Genomic DNA, 17172 nt, shown 5'->3' with positions numbered 1-17172 from the left:
ATGGCTAACGTTACCCTGCGCAACGTCCGCAAGACCTATCCCGGTGGCTTCGAGGCCATCAAGGGCGTCAATGTCGATGTCGGCGACGGACAGTTCTGCGTGCTGGTCGGTCCCTCCGGCTGCGGCAAGTCGACATTGCTGCGCATGGTCGCAGGCCTCGAAACCGTCACCGGCGGCGAGATCGACATCGGCGGCCGAATCGTCAACCAGGTCGAGCCCGCCGATCGCGACATCGCGATGGTGTTCCAGAACTACGCGCTCTATCCGCATATGAGCGTCTTCAACAACATGGCCTACGGCCTGCGCAACCGCGGCATGAAGGAGGCCGAGGTCAAGACCCGCGTCGAGGAAGCCGCGCGCGTGCTCGAACTATCGCCGATGCTGGAGCGCAAGCCGCGCCAGCTCTCCGGTGGTCAGCGCCAGCGCGTCGCCATGGGCCGCGCCATCGTGCGCCAGCCGAAGGTGTTTCTGTTCGACGAGCCGCTGTCGAACCTCGATGCAAAGCTGCGCATCGCGATGCGCGTCGAGATCCGCAAATTGCAGCGCCGGCTCAACACCACGTCGATCTACGTCACCCACGATCAGCTGGAGGCAATGACACTCGCCGACGTCCTCGTGGTGATGAACGGCGGCCAGGTCGAGCAGGTCGGCAATCCCCTGGCGATCTACGAGAAGCCGGCGACGACCTTCGTCGCCTCCTTCATCGGCGCACCGCCGATGAATCTGATGTCGATTCGCGCCGAGGAGATCAAATCGCAGCTCGGCAGCACCGAGGCCGGCATCCTCGGCATCCGTCCGGAAGATTTTGTCATCACCGACCAGACCCCGGCCGGCGGCATCGCGCTGCCGCTCACCGTGGAAGCGATCGAGCGCGTCGGCGCGGAGACCTTTGTCTACGGCACGCGGCAGCAGGACGAGCAGCGCGTCGCAGCCACCCCCGGCGAGCTGCCGCCCGGCGAGGTCATCGTCCGCATTCCCGGCTCCGAGGCACCGCCGATCGGTGAGAGGATCCGCGTCGCAGCAATGCGGGCGAAGCTGCATCTTTTCAGCGGCGACGGGCGGACGCGGATCGAGGCCTGACCGGTTCCACGGGTCCGCCGATTAAAAAACGCGAAAACAACCCCATGCACAGTAGCCGGGGGTCTGTTTTCGTTGAGATAAATAGGCCCGCAAATTCGTCGTGCCGGCCTTGTCGCGGGCATCCACGGTCTCAGTGGCGCGGGCAAGATCGTGGATGGCCGGAACGCAGGCGAGCGGAAGCTCCTGGCCTCCGGCCATTCCAGCTACGTCCTTGAACCCACACGGGGATATGACCATATTGCTGACCAAGGGGTGCCTTGACGGGCCCTGATGCACCAAAGTCGCTTCGAGAGGACTTTGTAAACTATGTCTCGTGTTCCCACGCTTTCCAGTCCGTTCCTTTTGGGTTTCGACGAGATCGAGCGCGTGCTTGATCGGGTCGTCAAAGGCGCCGACGGCTATCCTCCCTACAATATCGAGAGGTGTGACCGGTCGGACGGCCAGCCCGAGCGTTTGCGAATCACGCTGGCGGTCGCCGGATTCACCCGCGACCAACTCGATGTAACCATTGAGGAAAACCAGCTCGTCATTCGCGGGCGGCAGCAGGACGACAAGTCCCGGCAATACATCCATCGCGGCATCGCCGCGCGCCATTTCCAGCGCACCTTCGTGCTGGCGGAGGGGATGCTGGTGCTGGGTGCGGATCTGAAAAACGGGCTGTTGTCGGTCGATCTTGCCCGGCCTGAACCGGAGAGGATCGTTAAGACAATCGCTATCAATGAGCACGAATAATGGAACGAGTAGCGGACTCGACCGCTTAGTTTCGAGAGAGGAGTCGAGACCATGAGTGAAGGTCATGTTGCGTTCGAATACGAAGCCAAGAACGTCTCTCCCGAGACACTGGCAACCCTCGGCGAAGGCCATATCGCCTATGTGAAGCAGATCCGCTCGGAGGATGTGCCGGGCCTGTTTCCCGAAGCGCCGAAGATCGCGCCGGGCCTCAAGCTCTTCGCGCTCCACGCCGCCGACGGCACGCCGATCATGCTGACCGACAGCCGCGAAGCCGCGATCGCCAACGCCTGGAGCAACGAGCTGCAAGCGGTGAGCGTGCACTGAGCGCGCGCGCGTCGCACGAATAGAGTTTCAAGCGGGCATGCCTTCGGACGAAGGCGTGCCCGTTTTGCTTTGGCGGTCAAATTCGGATATGCTAAATTTTGGTTGTTTAGACTAGAGGCGATGAGCATGACCACCGCAAAGCGTCCCTCTTCCAAGAATGGCACCAGATCGCGCCGATGGAGCCTTCAAGATGCAAAAACTCACCTGAGTCAGATTGTCAGGGAGGCCCAGCGCACAGGACCACAACGGGTTACACTGCACGGCAAGGATGCGGCGGTTATCGTTGCCGCAGAGGAATTCGATCGCCTTCAGCGACCCGTGAGCGGCCGCGATATTGTGACGGCCTTTGCGAAGTCCCCGCTAGCCGACGTGGAATTCGAGCGCCTGACGGTCAAGTCCAGCGTTCGGGATGTCGAGCTTTGAGGGGCTGGCTGCTCGATACCAACGTCGTGTCGGAACTACGTAGGCCCCAGCCCAATCCTGACGTCATGGATTTCGTCGCGAGCCAAAGTGGAGAGGAACTCTACGTTAGCGACGTAACGATCGCGGAGATTGTCTACGGCATCGAACAATTGTCCGATGCTACCAGGCGCGCCGATCTTCGATCGTGGTTGGAAAACACAGTGCGACCATTGTTTGCGAGACGGATCCTTGCCATCACCGAAGACGCGATCGTGCGGTGGAAGGCGATGATCGTTGAGGGTCGCAAGCGCGGCCACACATTCGGCCAACCGGATCTGTTCATTGCAGCCATCGCAGCCCTGCAAGATCTCGCCGTAGTCACACGGGACATCGACGAATTCATCGAAGCACGCGTGCCGGTGTTTAACCCCTGGACGCAGAAGTTCTATCGCCACGGCAACGAGACGCTGATGCGGCCGCCAGTGACGCTCGAAGCAATCTCTACCCTATAGCGGAAGGAAGTTGACTTACGCCGCAGTCGCCAACGCTTGGAGCAAGGAGCTGCAAGCGGTGAGCGTGCACTGAGCGTACGCACGTCGCACGATTAGGATCTCAAGCGGGGCATGCCTTCGCACGAAAGCGTGCCCGCTTTGCTTCCGCATACTGCGTGCTATCAGCCGGAAGGCGACGCCGGGATGCTCAAATCCGGGTCATGCTCAGTTCTAGATTTGCCTGATAATCGATATCACCATGCAAAATAGCATCACGGCTCCCCACCCAAGTGCGACCCAGTAGAAACACACGCAGGCGCCGAAAACTGTCTCGTTACTTGTACGGGTTACATAGCCGTTACGGCTCCAAACTTTTCCCTTGGTACTCGCAAGCCGCAATTGCCAAGCTACGCTGGCCAACCATCCAAACATGCCGGCGAGTACGGGAAATGTAATCAAGGGCCAGCCCCCTCGCGAAGTTTACGGAGGCACGCCCCCGTCGCAGTACCTGAAAGCTCTCCCTTAGAAAGCGTCGGCAAATCTGGTCGAGCAAAGGAGCGAGCGAAGTCTCGATATATGAACGATTGGCTCTAACCTGTTAAGCCGCAGTCGCGGGCGGCAGTGCCAGCACGGAATAGATCGCCTGGGCGTCGCGCGAAGCGCGGAGCTTTTTGGCGATGTCCTGGTCGCGCAGCAGGCGGGCGATGCGGGCGAGCGCCTTCAGGTGATCGGCGCCGGCGCCTTCGGGGGCGAGCAGCAGGAAGACGAGATCGACCGGCTGGCCATCCATCGATTCGAAATCGATCGGACGATCGAGACGCGCGAACAGGCCAAAAATCTTTTCCAGCTTGGGCAGCTTGCCGTGGGGAATGGCGACGCCGTAGCCGACCGCGGTGGTGCCGAGCTTCTCACGCTGCAGCAGCACCTCGAACACGGAGCGCTCGTTCTGGCCGGTCAGCTCGGCCGCCCTGGCGGCGAGTTCCTGGAGCGCCTGCTTCTTGCTGTTGACCTTCAATGCCGGGAGAATCGCCTCGGGCGCGACCAGATCGGTAATCGGCATGGAAGGTTTCCGAGGTGAATTAAACCGTCAGGTTCCGAATTGGCCGGCTTGGTGAGAACCACGCCGGGCCGGCGTCAAGAAGGTGAAGCAGGAGGGGAACTTAGCCCGGTCCTGATGTGGGGCGCTTCTACTCCAACGCAATCCCGGTGCCAACTGCTGCGTGCGGCTTTGCCCCCGTCATTGTTAAGGCTGCGGATGGTACGGGCCCCGGTTCCGGCCCTAACCACCTGATTTGGCCCCCGGCGGGTCGATCCAGCCCACATTGCCGTCGGCCCGGCGGTAAATGATGTTCACCCGGCCGCTGGAGCCGTGCTGGAAAACCAGGCAGGGCGCACCGCTGAGGTCGAGCTCCATGACGGCCTCGCTCACCGAAAGCTGCTTCAGGGAGGTGGTGGCCTCGGCGATGATCACGGGGCTGTAGCCGGTGACCTCGTCTTCGTCCTCACCCTCGACCGGCGCTTCCAGCACGTAGCTCGTGGCATCCATGGCGGCGAGAGCGGCGGAGGCGACATGGGCCTTGCGGGCCGAGCGGTCCTTGAGCCGGCTCTTGTAGCGCTTGAGGCGCTTCTCGATCATCAGGAGCGCCAGGTCGGCACTGGCATAGGCATCGGGCGCGTTCGAATCGGCCTCCAGCGTAATTCCGGAATCGAGGTGCAGCGCGCAGTCGGTGCGGAAGCCGAAGCCGTCCTTGCTGAGCGTGATGTGCCCGGAATAGTTGCCGTCGAAATATTTACGCAGGACCTCTTCAGTCCGGTCGGTGACGCGGCCGCGCAGGGCCTCGCCGACGCTGACGCTCTTTCCCGAAATCCGAAGAGTCATGTGATACCTCGCTTGGTTTGACTGCCTAGCTTGGATCGGCCGCGAAGGGGGGATGAGAGTAGCGCGATTTCGCGCCAGCGCAATCAGGCCGGCACGGTGCTGCGGGAGCGATCGGACATTGCGGTGGAGAGGACGTTACCAAGAGCGCTCTGCTTGTCGCGGCGGCGTTGCACCGAGGAAGGAATGCGCATGGCTTCGCGGTACTTCGCGACCGTGCGGCGGGCAATATCAATGCCCGAGCCGCGCAAGCGTTCCACGATGGTATCGTCGGACAGGATCGCGGACGGCGCCTCCGAATCGATCAGCTGCTTGATGTGGTGACGCACGGCTTCGGCCGAATGCGCCTCGCCGCCGTCAGCCGAAGCGATCGAGGCTGTGAAGAAATATTTCAGCTCGAACGTGCCGCGATTGGTCGCCATGTATTTGTTGGCGGTGACCCGCGACACCGTCGATTCATGCATCTGGATGGCGTCGGCGACGGCCTTCAGATTCAGCGGCCGCAGGTGCGCCACGCCATGGGTGAAGAAGCCGTCCTGCTGGCGCACGATCTCGGTCGCGACCTTCAGGATGGTGCGGGCGCGCTGGTCGAGCGCGCGCACCAGCCAGGTCGCATTCTGGAGCGCGTCGGTGAAATAGGACTTGTCGCCGTCCTTGCCGATCTTCTTCGAGAGCTGCGAATAGTAGGTCTGGTTGACCAGCACGCGCGGCAAGGTGTCGCTGTTGAGCTCGACATGCCAGCCGCCGTCGGGACCGGGGCGGACATAGACGTCAGGCACCATGGTCTGGAGCCGGGCCGAGCCGAACTTCATGCCGGGCTTGGGATTGAGCCGGCGAATCTCGCCGATCATGTCGGCGATGTCCTCGTCGTCGACGCCGCAGAGCTTGCGCAAGGCTCCGACGTCGCGCTTGGCGAGGAGATCGAGATGCTCGACCAGGGCCTGCATCGCGGGATCGTAGCGGTCGAGCTCGCGGAGCTGGATCGCCAGGCATTCGCTCAAATTGCGCGCGCAGACGCCGGGCGGATCGAATTTTTGCAGCACGGCAAGAATGTTCTCGACGTCCTGTTGCGATGCGCCAAGCCGCTCGGCGGCCTGGCCGAGATCCGGCGGCAGATAGCCGGCCTCGTCGACGAGGTCGATCAGGTACTGGCCGATCATGCGCTGCGCGGCCCCGGTGAAAGCAACCGATAGCTGCTCGGCGAGGTGGTCGCCGAGCGTGGTCTCCGCGGCGACGAAGGCTTCGAGATTGTAGGCCTCGTCACCGGAGGCACCGCCGCCCCATTCCGTATAGGTGGTCGGCGCCGCATCCTGGGCGTTGCGAGCGGCAGCCTCGGCCGGCTCCTCGGAGAAGACGTTATCGAGGCCGGTGTCCATGGTCTGCTCGATCTCGGCGCGGGTGCCGAGATCCTTGCTCATCCATTCTTCCTGGCCGGGTTCGAAGGCCTCGCCCGGACCGCCGCCGGGCTCGTCATTGTGGCCGCCGTCGCTATCGTTGAACTGGCCGGTCTCGGCCGGGGCTTCGCCGGCCGGGGGCTCGTCATTGGCCCGCTCCAGCAGCGGATTACGCTCGAGTTCCTCTTCCACGAACGTCGTGAGATCGAGATTGGACAATTGCAGCAGCTTGATCGCCTGCATCAACTGCGGCGTCATGACCAGCGACTGCGATTGCCGGAACTCTAATCTCTGCGTAAGCGCCATGAAGCAAGAACCGATCCCAAAAGTTGGTCCGATTTTTGCTTATCCTAGTCCGAGCCTGATGTACACGTCTTGACGAAATGGAAAATCGGGCTAGAGGCGGAACTCCTCGCCAAGGTAAAGACGGCGTACGTCCGGATCGGCGACGATCTCATCCGGGCTCCCCTCGGTCAGGATTTCACCGGCATAGACGATGTAGGCGCGATCGGTGAGGCCGAGCGTCTCGCGAACATTGTGATCGGTGATCAGCACGCCGATGCCGCGGTTGGTGAGATGGCGAACGAGGTCCTGGATGTCGCCGACCGCGATTGGATCGATGCCGGCAAAAGGCTCGTCGAGCAGCATGTAGTTCGGACGCGTCGCCAGCGCACGCGCGATCTCGACGCGGCGCCGCTCACCGCCGGACAGCGCGATCGACGGCGATTTACGTAGGCGCGTGATGTTGAATTCGTCGAGCAGCGAGTCGAGTTGCTGCTCGCGCTTCTTGCGCGAGGGCTCGACCACTTCAAGCACGGCACGGATGTTCTGCTCGACGGTGAGGCCGCGGAAGATCGAGGCTTCCTGCGGCAGATAGCCGATGCCCAGTCGCGCACGCTGATACATCGGCAGCTTGGTGACGTCGTGGCCGTCGAGTTCGATCGCGCCGCGGTCGGCCTTGATCAGGCCGGTGATCATGTAGAACACGGTGGTCTTGCCGGCGCCGTTCGGACCGAGCAGGCCGACCGCTTCGCCGCGGCGCACATAGATGCTGACGCCGCGCACGACCTGACGGCTGCCAAAACTCTTTTCCACGCTATGCACAGCCAGGTAGCCCGGCCGCTTCAAGAGCTGAGGCCCGCCGGAACCATTGGGCCTGGCGGCGGCCCTGACGGGATGAACCGCCTGCGCACGCGGCGCGGCTTGATGGAACTGGTCGGGCGTATGGATCGGCTGGTCACGGGCAATCGGCGGCGCGTCTCGGACAGGGCTGGCCACGAGACCGCCGACGCTGTCACCGAGCGCGGTGATGTCCTGACGCGCAAATCCTGGCCGGCCGCGCTTGGCGGGGCGCCGACGGAACATGCTGAAGAGATCGACCATCCCCGCCTTCTAGCCTTTCGCGACGATCCTGCGCGGAACTGCCCAGTGAAACACCCCCGATAAGCGGCGAACCCCGCTTCGAAAGCCCTTCGCACCAGATACAGTCTCGCCGGGCAAGCTTCAACCTCGGATCAGCAGTGCTCGGCCCAAGCATTTGAAATCATTCTTCAAATTTACTTCGGCTTACTCGCGCCAGGCAGTTGCAAAGGCCCCGCGCCGGGCTTGCCCGATCCTCCGGATCCGCAATCATTGCCGCCGCCTTGTGGCAGCAGCGCCTGCACCCGGCCGGTGTCGGATTCCACACGGGACACGCCGGTGGTCATGTCGACCGCCAGCCGGTCGCCGCGCAGCACGTTCTTGCACTGCGTCAAGACGACGCCGCCGAGCATGGTGATCTGATTGGTCCTGGTGTCGAACACGGCGGTCTCGCCTGTCACCACCTGGTCCTTCTGGGTGACGACGACATTGCCGCGCGCCTCCAGCCGCTTGATCGAGGAGCTGCCGCCCGGTCCCGGCGTCGCCGACTGCATCGGAGCGCCCTTTGTCGCCTTCGCCGCAGGCTGCGGTGTCGCCGGCTTGTCGCCGCCCGAATCGTAAAACACCACCAGCGTCTTCGAGGTCATGGTGGTGTCGCCCTGGATGACCTTCACATTGCCGGAGAAGGTCGCCTCCTTCTTCTTGTCGCGCATCTCGAGCGAGGCAGCTTCGATCTGGATCGGTTGATCGCGATTCTGCGAGAAGCCCTGCATCGCGTTGGGCACGCCTTGCATCGTGCTCTGCGCGATTGCCGCACCCGTTGCGACCAGTGCGACGCCGACGGCGAGCGCGGCCGCACCAGTGATGACGCGCCGCTTGTCTTTGTTGCGCGGAAAAAACCTGATCATGAAAATCACTTTGAATTGGCAGACTTGTTCTGGGGCGTGCGCGTCTTCACCGGCGGCGCAGGCTCGGATGGCACAGGCTGAGCGGCGGCAGGATCGTCCAGCTTGTCGAGATGCATCACCACATTGCCCTCGAAGCGGACGACATCGCCGCCTTCCGTGATCCGCAGCCGATCGGCGGTCAGCGTGCCGTTGGTCAGCTTGACGTCGACATGCTCATCCGACGAGACCGTGCCCTTGCCCATGTCGACAAAGGCCGAGTTCAGCCGCGCCTCGTAGCCGGTCGAGGTGCGCAGGAAGATGTCCTTGTGCAGGTCGAGCTGCTGCTGCTTGTTGTCGAACCGTCCGGTGCGGGCATCGAGGAAAAGGGTCGATTGGTCTTCCATCAGCACTTTCGCGCGCAAATCATGGAGATCGACATGGTCGGGATCGGTGATGTCCTGTGTCGCGGTCTTGGCCCAGAGCTCGTAGGGCCGCTGGTCCGGGGTGAAGCCGGACATATGCGGCGATTCCATCGTGATCTTGGTGCCTGTCACCACGAGGTTTCCGGAGTCGAGCTTCACCGGGATCTTGAAGGGATTGAGGAAGGTTGACACGGCCACGATCACAGCCATGGCCACGGCCACCGTCGCCGGCACCGCGATGCGCAGAATCCGCACCAGGCGGCTGTGGCGAGCCGCGCCGGCGAACTTCGCCGCAAGCGCGGCGTCATAGGTGGGATTATGGGCCGAATTCAACTGGGCTCCTGAGGTGTCGCTCGCCTGGTCCGGTTGACGGGCGCCCCATTGTAGCCGGCAACGCCAAAATATGCAGCCGGCGACAGGCCGTCAGGAAAGTGACCGAAACGGGGCGACCGCCCAAGCGAGCCGCCACGCGAAGCTCTAGGAATGCGCAAAGATGTCTTCTTCGGCCCAGCCCTGGAGGTCGAGCAGGGCGCGGGTCGGCAGGAAGTCGAAACAGGCTTTTGCCAGCGCGGTGCGGCCTTCCCGCGCCAGCATGGCATCGAGCCGCTCGCGCAAGCCGTGCAGATGCAGCACGTCGGAGGCGGCGTAGGCGAGCTGCGGCTCGGTCAGGCTGTCGGAACCCCAATCGCTCGATTGCTGCTGCTTGGAGAGATCGACATTGAGCACCTCGCGCACGAGGTCTTTGAGGCCATGGCGGTCGGTATAGGTGCGGATCAGGCGGGAGGCGATCTTGGTGCAGTAGATCGGCCCGGTCATGACGCCAAACGTCTGGTAGAGCACCGCGACGTCGAACCGCGCAAAGTGGAAGATCTTTGTGATCGCGGGATTGGCCAGCAGGGCCTTCAAATTCGGCGCGTCGGTATGCCCCTTGGGGATCTGCACCACGTCTGCGCTGCCGTCGCCGGGCGAGAGCTGCACTACGCAGAGCCGGTCGCGGTGCGGATTCAAGCCCATGGTCTCGGTGTCGATCGCCACCGCTCCGGTGTAGCGGGACAGATCGGGCAGGTCGCCGCGGTGCAGGCGTACGGTCATGGCGTTTCAAACCTCAATCGAATCGGTGCGCTTTGGCAGGCTAATACCCGGGACAGACGCTGGCGAGGGCCGGCCGCGATGTATCCGCTGGCAGCCGCCGGCGCAAGCATCAGGCGCGGCTGGTCATACAGAGCTGCGGCGCTACTCGTCATCGTCGTTCGTCATTGTCTTTTGGCATCGCCGGCAAAACCGGATTGGGGCCTGACGTAAATGGTCTCGTAGGCGCCGGTGTATTGCTCGCGCCAGCCTCGGCGCTCCACCAGAAACTGCCGGAGCTGGTCGTGCGCCTTGACCCATAGCACGGCGTCGATCCGGTATTTGTCGAGCACCATGTCCCACGCGGCTTCGTCGACCGCCCAGCTCACCAGCTTGAAATAGTCGCGCAGCAGATCATCCGGATAGGCCGTTGCGGCGCGGCCATCGACGAACAGAGGGACAGTTCCGTGCGTCGCGAAAATCAGGTAACCGCCGACGTTCCAATTGTTCAGCACCCGCTGACCTGCGAGATGCTTTTGCAGATAGCCGGCATCTTCGGTCGACAGCATCTGCGGAAGTGCGAGCGCCGGCGCAACGCGTAAGTAGGCCATCGGCAGGGTGCACAGACCGACGATGCCGGCGGCAAGCAACGGTCCACGCACATCGAGACCCGTGAGACGTTCCGGCAGCAAGCGGCTGAGGTGAAGCGCCATCGGCGCGGTCGAGAAGATGAAGAAGAAGGCGATGTACCTGAACTGATACAGCCCCAGAATCAGGAACAGCCAGGACATCAATCTCGGTTCGAGCGGGATTGGCCTGGAGTTTCTGTAGCGCAGCTCGAGCGCAACGAAGACCAGCATGTACAGGATGCCGGGAATGCTGCCGGGCATTTCCATGTTGTGATAGTAGGACAGCCATTCGCCGATATTGCCCTGGACGAAGTGCCCCATCGTCGCGGCGGCGCCGGCATAGATATTCCAGCCGAGCGGGTTGACGAATGTCGCAGCAAGACACCCGATTCCGGTGAGCGCAAGGATCCTGAGGTCAGACCAGGCCGCTCTGAGCAAGGCCGCGCCGAAGAACACGCCGATCACGAAGAAGCCGAGCAGAAAGCCACCGTGCAGATTGGCCCAGAGCGCCATCAACACGGGAAGCACGAACCATCGCGTTCGTCTCAGGCACTCGCGGTAGAAGACGACGCAGAACAACATCGTGCATGTATTCGGCGAGACCGCGAGATACATGTTCGGCGAAGCTTCGTAGGCGGGATAGAGCAGGCAGGCAAAGAAGACCGAGACGCAAACCGCGATCGCCGACGCGCCGTAGCCAAGAGAGATCGCAGTCAGGGTGCCGACGATCGCCGCGCCACAGGCCACCGTCAGCACGACGAGGCCGCCAAAGCCCGCGTATTGAAACGTCGCACTGGCAAGCGCGTCCCAGAGCCAGGACAGATTGAACCATGGCTTGTCGCCGTGGGTGAACGACCAGGGGTCCTGGGGCGGGATAGCGTTGCTGTCCCGGATGAGATCTCCGGCCGCCAGATGCCAGCCCAGATCGTAGTGACCGAGCAGAAGCGGCGCGTTCAAGAGGTAGAACAGGCAAATGAACGAGATCAGGAACAGATAAATTCCCGATCTCAGGAAAAACGGGCTGATCGCGTTCGCAACCTTGTCGAATGCCGACGCGCGCCAGACCTGGTACTGATCCACCGCTTCCCTCACGACAAAGCGAGCCCGATGGCTCTGCGTGCTCGCCGACCGCCGGTTGCGAGCCTGACCGCTGACTTAGGCCAAGTTGTCTAAAGTGGAGTAAATTCGGATGGCGCAATCGACGGGGTTTGACCGGATGAAACCGGGCGGCTCCAGACCGTCAAAACCGAATTTTCTACCGCGCGCGGGGGTTTGGTCCGCTCGGAGACGGCGGGGCGCAGAGCGCGCCAGCAGCGGGGCGGCGAAGAGACGCCGGTCCGGCGCCGATTCTGCCGTCACGTCAAAGAGCTGCTGAGAAAGATGGTGCCCAGGAAAGGATTGCATCGACTCCGGAAACGAACGTTGAAAACATTAGCAAATCGGCGTTGCGCTGGAACGATGTTACACAGTTTCGTTCCATGGGCAAGTTCCTGACTAGTCGAGTTTCCCTCGCTCCCTCCGGGATCACCATGGTTGATCGCTGAGCCCGAATTGCACAACCGAGATGGCGAGCTCGCATCGGCCCCGCGAGCCCACGCGAGAGACCATTCTTGGAACTCTCTAAAGCAGCGCACGCTCTTTCGTTTGCTGCCGGTGAATACAGCAGAACTGTACGCACCGTTCCCCGCGAAGCTTCGCCTGCTCGGTCGAACTTCTAGAGCCATGCAAGTCGCGACGCGACGCCTCGAAACCCGTTGAGCTAGGCCAGTGTTGTGGGCTTAACCATCGACATCTCTGTCAGGTGCTTGCTCCAGTACCTTACGTGCATCGCTTGCGATCTTGAGGCAAAGCTTCAAACAATCTTCCACTACCTCGCGCGCCTTTTCTGGCGTCATCGGGTGCTTGGCTCTCCTTCGGTCTGTAAAATTTGCTAGCTCCGCAGCGGTATGTGCATACGATCCGCGAGCATCGGAAAGCGTTCGCAATGAGTTCGAGAAAGGAGGGTCGGTCGAGATGTCAATGGCAACCGGAGTCAATATCGAGCGAAGATATTTCAGCGAGAATCCATGGTTGTCCGTGACTGCCCTTGAGTGAGCTTGTTTCACGTCGTCAAAGACTTTTCGCAAAGCATCAAAGTGTCGCGGCTGCTCTGCCTCCTCAATTTCCTCAATCTTTAGCTTAGCTCCGTAAGAGATACACAAAGCAAGAAGCGGCTGCGCAATGACTCTGGTTTCATACCAGTGCTCTATAGAGAATTTCATCAGCGCGAATGAGATCTTCTCAACAAAGTCTTCAAACGCCGCATGCGCTAGCAAGCAGTACGCTTTCACATGAAGATGATACTTATCTGGTCCGTCATCAGGATTAGCGGGGAAATAACGGGAAAGGAACTCTGCTTCGACCTGTTCTATTTGGCGGCCCAGCTCAGCGCTTAGATCGTCCACGAGAGGCATGTTCAATCATTCAGGCTTCGGCACGGGAACTTCATTGATCGTCGTGTGAAATGTCTCGTTCACGAGCTCGCGAAAAAGGTCAAACCGAGTGAAGTAGCGCTCTTTCGTTTTAGTCGTGGTTTCAATACTGTCCTGAAAAGCGCGCTTGGTTGAACTGAATGCTTTGAACGCCTCGACAAAACCCTGCTGATGGGCAATGAATGCCTGCTCTGGAATTCGGGCAAAGTAATACACCTGCACTTCAAATAGCGCCCGATTGAATCGGCTTTCCCAGTCTTTTACAAATTTTCGACCGACCTTGTTCGCTGGGAACACCTGCAACAACCTCTCAGTCCCGGTGTTGAACTGGTCGAACAAGCCGGTAGCCTCGGCCTTTCGGTCAGCGGCCCAACCTTTATTCATCTTGACCATGGTCGCGTCAAGAAAAGGGGTGAGATTGCCGTCGTAGTCGTCACCATACTTCGAAAACGCAATGTATCGGAGCAAAATCTCTGCGTCGCGCAGCCGCGCGTCAGGCTCTTCGAGACGCATCACGGTATGGAGGGGCAATTCTTTATTTGTCGACTCGATAATGAAATCGGCGAAAGGCCCCCGATTAAGAACTTGGCGGAGTTCCTGAGAAGATAGCGGGACAGAACCTGCGTTCAAACGATAAAAAATGTCGTACAGAACCCCCACGTCCTTGTAGTTTGAAATGATAGTGCACCGGATGTCCGCGTTGCGCAGGCCCCTCTGGTCTTCGCTTTCGGATTCCTCCTGCTGACCCTGTGCAGACGAACCAAGCTCCACGAACGATTTAGCGTTAAGGTCGCTACGCGTTTTCAGCCCACGAAGTTTAGGCACCTTCCAAAATTCAAACTTTGGTTCAAGAAACCCAGCGACCGCTAGTAACCGCTGTTTTCCATCGATGACTAAGAACGCGCCTTTCTTGCTCTGATCTTCAGCCAAGACAATTTCCGGAACCGGAACGCCGATAAGCAGCGACTCAATTAGCTTACTTCGCTTTTCATCAGTCCAAGCGTTACGCCTCTGAAACTTGGGATTGAGATCAATGTTCTCTCTCTCGATCTGCCGAACGATCGTCTCGACTGTCCAATCACGGGAGAAGACAACGAGATTCCGCGGCTCACTCACGGAGACTTCTTCTTCGAGCTCCTCATTCCAGTCTAAATCGTCAGTGTCCGACATATAACGCCCATCTCAGAGAAGCAAAACAGCGCCAGCTTAGAAGAGCATTCCAGGTGCGGCAAGCCATTAAGAAAGAGAGGATCAACTCGACGGTGGCAGCGAGCGACTAGATCAAAGAAGATAAGGTCGGACTACTCGACCCGAACAGTTCAATGCGAGGCGCACCTGCAACAGCAAAAATGTTGGGGTCCGCACGGAGACTGGACGCTTAAGCGCCGTAATAGCCCAGCCCAAAAACTCGTGGGGGTCTCGTATTCAAGACGTGACCTCCTTGGGCACAGCAGCTCGACTTCCCCCTCCCGCCACCTTCGGATTCTGGAAATGCGAACCTGGCATCCTTTCTTTTCCTTCGCTCCTTCGAGGGCGTGGCCTACGTACAAATGGTGAGTCAATTTGACTCAGACAAACGCCGTTGCTTGCTAGTCCTTCGAAAAATATGGTGACAACGCCGGTCGATCAAGTTTTTCGCGCGAGAGTGAGTGAGGACGAATGGACGTCAAACGGAAGTTCGTTGCCTACTATCGAGTGTCCACCCGCAGACAGGGCCAATCGGGCTTGGGCCTAGATGCCCAGAGGGCGGCCGTCGCGCAGTATCTCGCGGGCAGCCCAGCCAACATCATCGCGGAGTTCACGGAGGTCGAGAGCGGGCGGAGAGATGGAAGGCCAGCACTAGAGCAGGCGCTCACCTCAGCGCGGCTCCATCGTGCGGCCCTTGTGGTGGCGAAGGTTGATCGGCTCACGCGCTCGGTGGCCTTCCTGTCGCGCCTATTAGAGGCGGGGGTGGATGTACGGTTCGCGGACCTCCCCTCCATCGAGGGACCCACCGGGCGCTTCATGCTCCAACAGATGGCAGCCGTTGCAGAGCTGGAGGCCGGCATGATCTCGGCACGCACGAAGGCAGCACTCGCAGTAGCTAAGGCAAGAGGGCGGCGGCTCGGGGGCTATCGGGGCGGAGGTCTGACGCCGGACACGAGAGCGCTTGGCAGGGAGGCACAGTCAGTTCATGCGGACCGGCGAGCGGCGGACTTAGCGCCTCTTTTGAAGCAACTCAGGGCCGAGGGGGTGCAGTCACCCACAGAGATCGCACGGGCCTTAACCGCGCTGGGGATCCCTACAGCAAGAGGGCGGGGCAACTGGTCGGCACCTGCCGTCTCACTGATTGAGGCGCGACTCACTACGCCTGTTCAGCGCGAACGAAAACGAGTCTGACTTTCGCTTTTTTCAAGGGGGAGAACTTTAGAAATTTTCTGCTCGCCTGCTCATTCTCTCACCGGCGCGAATGAATAAATAGAGAAACTGGAATCACCACAGGCGAAGAAATGTCTAAGCAAAGCGCAGAACCCCTTCGATATGACCAGAATGTTCGCGACGCGCTCGAAGCGTGCATGAAGTACTTGCAGGAATCAGCCGAGTACGTGGAAGGCGCTCGCAAAGAATTGCCCGATCCCGTGACGCTTCTCAGCGCGCGTTTTCCCAGCAGCCTAATCCTTCCCGCGAACAGTATCGATAAAGCCAAAGACCGCGTTTGGCCGACCATTTCGGCAAAACTCGTGGACAAGACGGTTAAGAATTTCCGCTATTTCGACCCTTGGTATTTCAACGTGATGCTACTGCTTGAGCTTTCGGGTGGCCGTTTCGTGTACGACAAGTCAAACCTCGGCCAATATGTCTACGTCGCATTCGCCGGATCAAACTCGCGTAAGAATTTCTCACTTCGTCGGATCGTTGCCAATACGCCCGCTTGGGCGGTGACCGAGGAGGGCGCGGGCAAGGCTGCTCATTATGACTATCGGCGCGTAACTCTGCATTGGCTGTGCAAGAATCTTCTCAGACTCAGCGGCAAGAAGACGAAGCAGATATCCAGCGACCGGGGAACAGTAGTTCGGTTTGCCGTCGATTTATTTCAGAAAGCGACCCGGCAAGGCGTCCATCCATCGGGCCTGACTGCGGCCGTCTATGAAGAGCTACTCTGGACTGCTCTGTACATTGCGGATGCCGTGCACGAAAAGTATCTACGTTCGAGGGCCGGCTATGTTTAGTCGCTCAAAACAGACGAAGGCCCTGAAGGAACGCATCCGTTTGGGCCCGCTCACGGCTGCCGCTACCTGTGCCATCCCGGGCTGCGGGCAGCCAACCATGAAGGCCGCGAAGCTGGGGTTGGCTCCGCACCACTGCCGGGAACATGTGGAGCGCCGGGCGCGACACGGCAGCTATTGGCTCAACACCTACACGGCCGCTGAACTAAAGCCGTATCTAACCGCCGCCAACGCTTACGTCTGCCTTATGGCAGCCAACGACAAGGTCATCGCCGCAGCGATAGCCGCCCTCCGCACGACATTAGACGAGGCTGGGCCGGTGGAGATCGCCACTCGACTGAAGGGCATGTCCGCTGCCAAAAGGGCGAAGATAGGGCTGGCGAGATTACGTGTCGCAAAGGTCGAGCCCGAACGCATTCTCTCTATCGTCCTGGCTGTGACCTCGCTGGCGGAATCCAAGGGGCACCGGACGAGGGAGTTTCGCACGGTTCAGGTTGCTAAGGCCGTCCACCGATTGGCAAGCGGCACGGGATGGGTGACCTATGACGCTCAGGGGCGAGCGCACCGTTCGACAAAGCGAGTTTATCCTAAATCGACTGGGCAAGTTTTGCGCCTGATGGGCCGTTTGTTGGGGACGGCTTGCGAGCTTACCTTGGAGCGGCACCTCCCGGGCGTGTCGGCGTATAAGCAGCGCTACGGCCGCCGATCGAAGCCGAGTTAGGCCCGCCCCGAGAATTTCGCGCAACAACCTCGCTCCCGAGAAATCAGGTGGCACTTCGACGGTGCGTGCATGTTCGATGTTTCAGCGGGTCACTTTGAACACCGATCTTA

General features: G+C 60.5%; 18 protein-coding genes. 8 read left to right on the top strand and 10 right to left on the bottom strand.

What is annotated here, in order from left to right; genetic code table 11:
- The 5 genes from ABIB00_RS22815 to ABIB00_RS22795 all read left to right on the top strand — a co-directional run bounded on the left by ABIB00_RS22815 (position 1) and on the right by ABIB00_RS22795 (position 3050).
- A complete protein-coding gene (locus ABIB00_RS22815; protein WP_247443148.1) occupies positions 1-1080 on the top strand; it encodes a sn-glycerol-3-phosphate import ATP-binding protein UgpC in 1080 nt (359 codons plus the stop codon).
- A 306-nt stretch (positions 1081-1386) separates the two neighbouring features.
- Positions 1387-1812, top strand: coding sequence for an Hsp20 family protein (locus ABIB00_RS22810; RefSeq protein WP_018645065.1), 426 nt, complete (start codon positions 1387-1389; stop codon positions 1810-1812).
- A 51-nt stretch (positions 1813-1863) separates the two neighbouring features.
- The gene (locus tag ABIB00_RS22805) at positions 1864-2136 is read left to right on the top strand and encodes a BQ00720 family protein (RefSeq protein WP_007598581.1); all 273 of its coding nucleotides are present in this window, start codon (positions 1864-1866) and stop codon (positions 2134-2136) included.
- A gap of 126 nt (positions 2137-2262) precedes the next feature.
- On the top strand, positions 2263-2559 hold the full coding sequence (locus tag ABIB00_RS22800) for a type II toxin-antitoxin system Phd/YefM family antitoxin (protein WP_354105940.1): 297 nt from the start codon (positions 2263-2265) through the stop codon (positions 2557-2559).
- The gene (locus ABIB00_RS22795) at positions 2556-3050 is read left to right on the top strand and encodes a type II toxin-antitoxin system VapC family toxin (RefSeq protein WP_354048880.1); all 495 of its coding nucleotides are present in this window, start codon (positions 2556-2558) and stop codon (positions 3048-3050) included. The genes ABIB00_RS22800 and ABIB00_RS22795 overlap by 4 nt, the downstream gene beginning before the upstream one ends.
- Positions 3051-3627: 577 nt before the next feature.
- On the opposite strand, the gene ptsN is transcribed toward ABIB00_RS22795, so the two are convergent.
- The 10 genes from ptsN to ABIB00_RS22745 form a co-directional block, all read right to left on the bottom strand.
- Positions 3628-4089, bottom strand: coding sequence for a PTS IIA-like nitrogen regulatory protein PtsN (gene ptsN, locus ABIB00_RS22790; protein WP_007598573.1), 462 nt, complete (start codon positions 4087-4089; stop codon positions 3628-3630).
- Between the two features lie 219 nt (positions 4090-4308).
- On the bottom strand, positions 4309-4908 hold the full coding sequence (gene hpf / locus ABIB00_RS22785; RefSeq protein ID WP_354105939.1) for a ribosome hibernation-promoting factor, HPF/YfiA family: 600 nt from the start codon (positions 4906-4908) through the stop codon (positions 4309-4311).
- 83 nt (positions 4909-4991) lie between these two features.
- A complete protein-coding gene (gene rpoN / locus ABIB00_RS22780; RefSeq protein ID WP_354105938.1) occupies positions 4992-6605 on the bottom strand; it encodes an RNA polymerase factor sigma-54 in 1614 nt (537 codons plus the stop codon).
- A gap of 90 nt (positions 6606-6695) precedes the next feature.
- A complete protein-coding gene (gene lptB / locus ABIB00_RS22775; RefSeq protein ID WP_354105937.1) occupies positions 6696-7682 on the bottom strand; it encodes an LPS export ABC transporter ATP-binding protein in 987 nt (328 codons plus the stop codon).
- A 173-nt stretch (positions 7683-7855) separates the two neighbouring features.
- Complete coding sequence (locus ABIB00_RS22770) at positions 7856-8566, bottom strand: LptA/OstA family protein (protein ID WP_354105936.1); 711 nt, start codon at positions 8564-8566, stop codon at positions 7856-7858.
- Between the two features lie 5 nt (positions 8567-8571).
- Positions 8572-9300 carry an LPS export ABC transporter periplasmic protein LptC gene (gene lptC / locus ABIB00_RS22765; RefSeq protein WP_354105935.1) on the bottom strand — a complete coding sequence of 243 codons (729 nt, stop codon included), beginning with the start codon at positions 9298-9300 and terminating at the stop codon, positions 8572-8574.
- Positions 9301-9444: 144 nt separating this feature from the next.
- Positions 9445-10059 carry a ribonuclease D gene (locus tag ABIB00_RS22760; protein WP_247352748.1) on the bottom strand — a complete coding sequence of 205 codons (615 nt, stop codon included), beginning with the start codon at positions 10057-10059 and terminating at the stop codon, positions 9445-9447.
- Positions 10060-10220: 161 nt separating this feature from the next.
- On the bottom strand, positions 10221-11744 hold the full coding sequence (locus ABIB00_RS22755; protein WP_354105934.1) for a hypothetical protein: 1524 nt from the start codon (positions 11742-11744) through the stop codon (positions 10221-10223).
- Positions 11745-12442: 698 nt separating this feature from the next.
- Entirely contained in the window at positions 12443-13117 is a 675-nt protein-coding gene (locus tag ABIB00_RS22750; protein ID WP_354105933.1) for a HEPN domain-containing protein, read from the bottom strand.
- Positions 13118-13123: 6 nt separating this feature from the next.
- Entirely contained in the window at positions 13124-14305 is a 1182-nt protein-coding gene (locus ABIB00_RS22745) for a GmrSD restriction endonuclease domain-containing protein (RefSeq protein ID WP_354105932.1), read from the bottom strand.
- Positions 14306-14794: 489 nt separating this feature from the next.
- On the opposite strand from ABIB00_RS22745, the gene ABIB00_RS22740 reads away from it, so the two are divergent.
- From ABIB00_RS22740 to ABIB00_RS22730, 3 genes are all read left to right on the top strand, one after another.
- Positions 14795-15514, top strand: coding sequence for a recombinase family protein (locus tag ABIB00_RS22740; protein ID WP_354105931.1), 720 nt, complete (start codon positions 14795-14797; stop codon positions 15512-15514).
- 110 nt (positions 15515-15624) lie between these two features.
- Positions 15625-16344, top strand: coding sequence for a hypothetical protein (locus ABIB00_RS22735; RefSeq protein ID WP_354105930.1), 720 nt, complete (start codon positions 15625-15627; stop codon positions 16342-16344).
- Between the two features lie 97 nt (positions 16345-16441).
- Positions 16442-17062, top strand: coding sequence for a hypothetical protein (locus ABIB00_RS22730; protein ID WP_354105929.1), 621 nt, complete (start codon positions 16442-16444; stop codon positions 17060-17062).
- The last annotated feature ends 110 nt before the right edge of the window (positions 17063-17172 follow it).

Origin of the sequence: Bradyrhizobium sp. LB14.3 (genome assembly GCF_040547985.1) — a bacterium.
Classification (GTDB): domain Bacteria; phylum Pseudomonadota; class Alphaproteobacteria; order Rhizobiales; family Xanthobacteraceae; genus Bradyrhizobium.
This window is presented reverse-complemented; position numbering and strand designations above follow the sequence as displayed.

Bases quoted from the DNA above. Each gene is read 5' to 3' on its own strand.
- ABIB00_RS22810 (WP_018645065.1), top strand. From the start codon at position 1,387: ATGTCTCGTGTTCCCACGCTTTCCAGTCCGTTCCTTTTGGGTTTCGAC.
- ABIB00_RS22730 (WP_354105929.1), top strand. From the start codon at position 16,442: ATGAAGGCCGCGAAGCTGGGGTTGGCTCCGCACCACTGCCGGGAACAT.
- ABIB00_RS22800 (WP_354105940.1), top strand. From the start codon at position 2,263: ATGACCACCGCAAAGCGTCCCTCTTCCAAGAATGGCACCAGATCGCGC.
- ABIB00_RS22760 (WP_247352748.1), bottom strand. From the start codon at position 10,059: ATGACCGTACGCCTGCACCGCGGCGACCTGCCCGATCTGTCCCGCTAC.
- ABIB00_RS22750 (WP_354105933.1), bottom strand. From the start codon at position 13,117: ATGCCTCTCGTGGACGATCTAAGCGCTGAGCTGGGCCGCCAAATAGAA.
- hpf (WP_354105939.1), bottom strand. From the start codon at position 4,908: ATGACTCTTCGGATTTCGGGAAAGAGCGTCAGCGTCGGCGAGGCCCTG.
- ABIB00_RS22745 (WP_354105932.1), bottom strand. From the start codon at position 14,305: ATGTCGGACACTGACGATTTAGACTGGAATGAGGAGCTCGAAGAAGAA.
- ABIB00_RS22740 (WP_354105931.1), top strand. From the start codon at position 14,795: ATGGACGTCAAACGGAAGTTCGTTGCCTACTATCGAGTGTCCACCCGC.
- ABIB00_RS22770 (WP_354105936.1), bottom strand. From the start codon at position 8,566: ATGATCAGGTTTTTTCCGCGCAACAAAGACAAGCGGCGCGTCATCACT.
- ABIB00_RS22815 (WP_247443148.1), top strand. From the start codon at position 1: ATGGCTAACGTTACCCTGCGCAACGTCCGCAAGACCTATCCCGGTGGC.
- ABIB00_RS22735 (WP_354105930.1), top strand. From the start codon at position 15,625: ATGTCTAAGCAAAGCGCAGAACCCCTTCGATATGACCAGAATGTTCGC.
- ptsN (WP_007598573.1), bottom strand. From the start codon at position 4,089: ATGCCGATTACCGATCTGGTCGCGCCCGAGGCGATTCTCCCGGCATTG.
- lptB (WP_354105937.1), bottom strand. From the start codon at position 7,682: ATGGTCGATCTCTTCAGCATGTTCCGTCGGCGCCCCGCCAAGCGCGGC.
- ABIB00_RS22805 (WP_007598581.1), top strand. From the start codon at position 1,864: ATGAGTGAAGGTCATGTTGCGTTCGAATACGAAGCCAAGAACGTCTCT.
- rpoN (WP_354105938.1), bottom strand. From the start codon at position 6,605: ATGGCGCTTACGCAGAGATTAGAGTTCCGGCAATCGCAGTCGCTGGTC.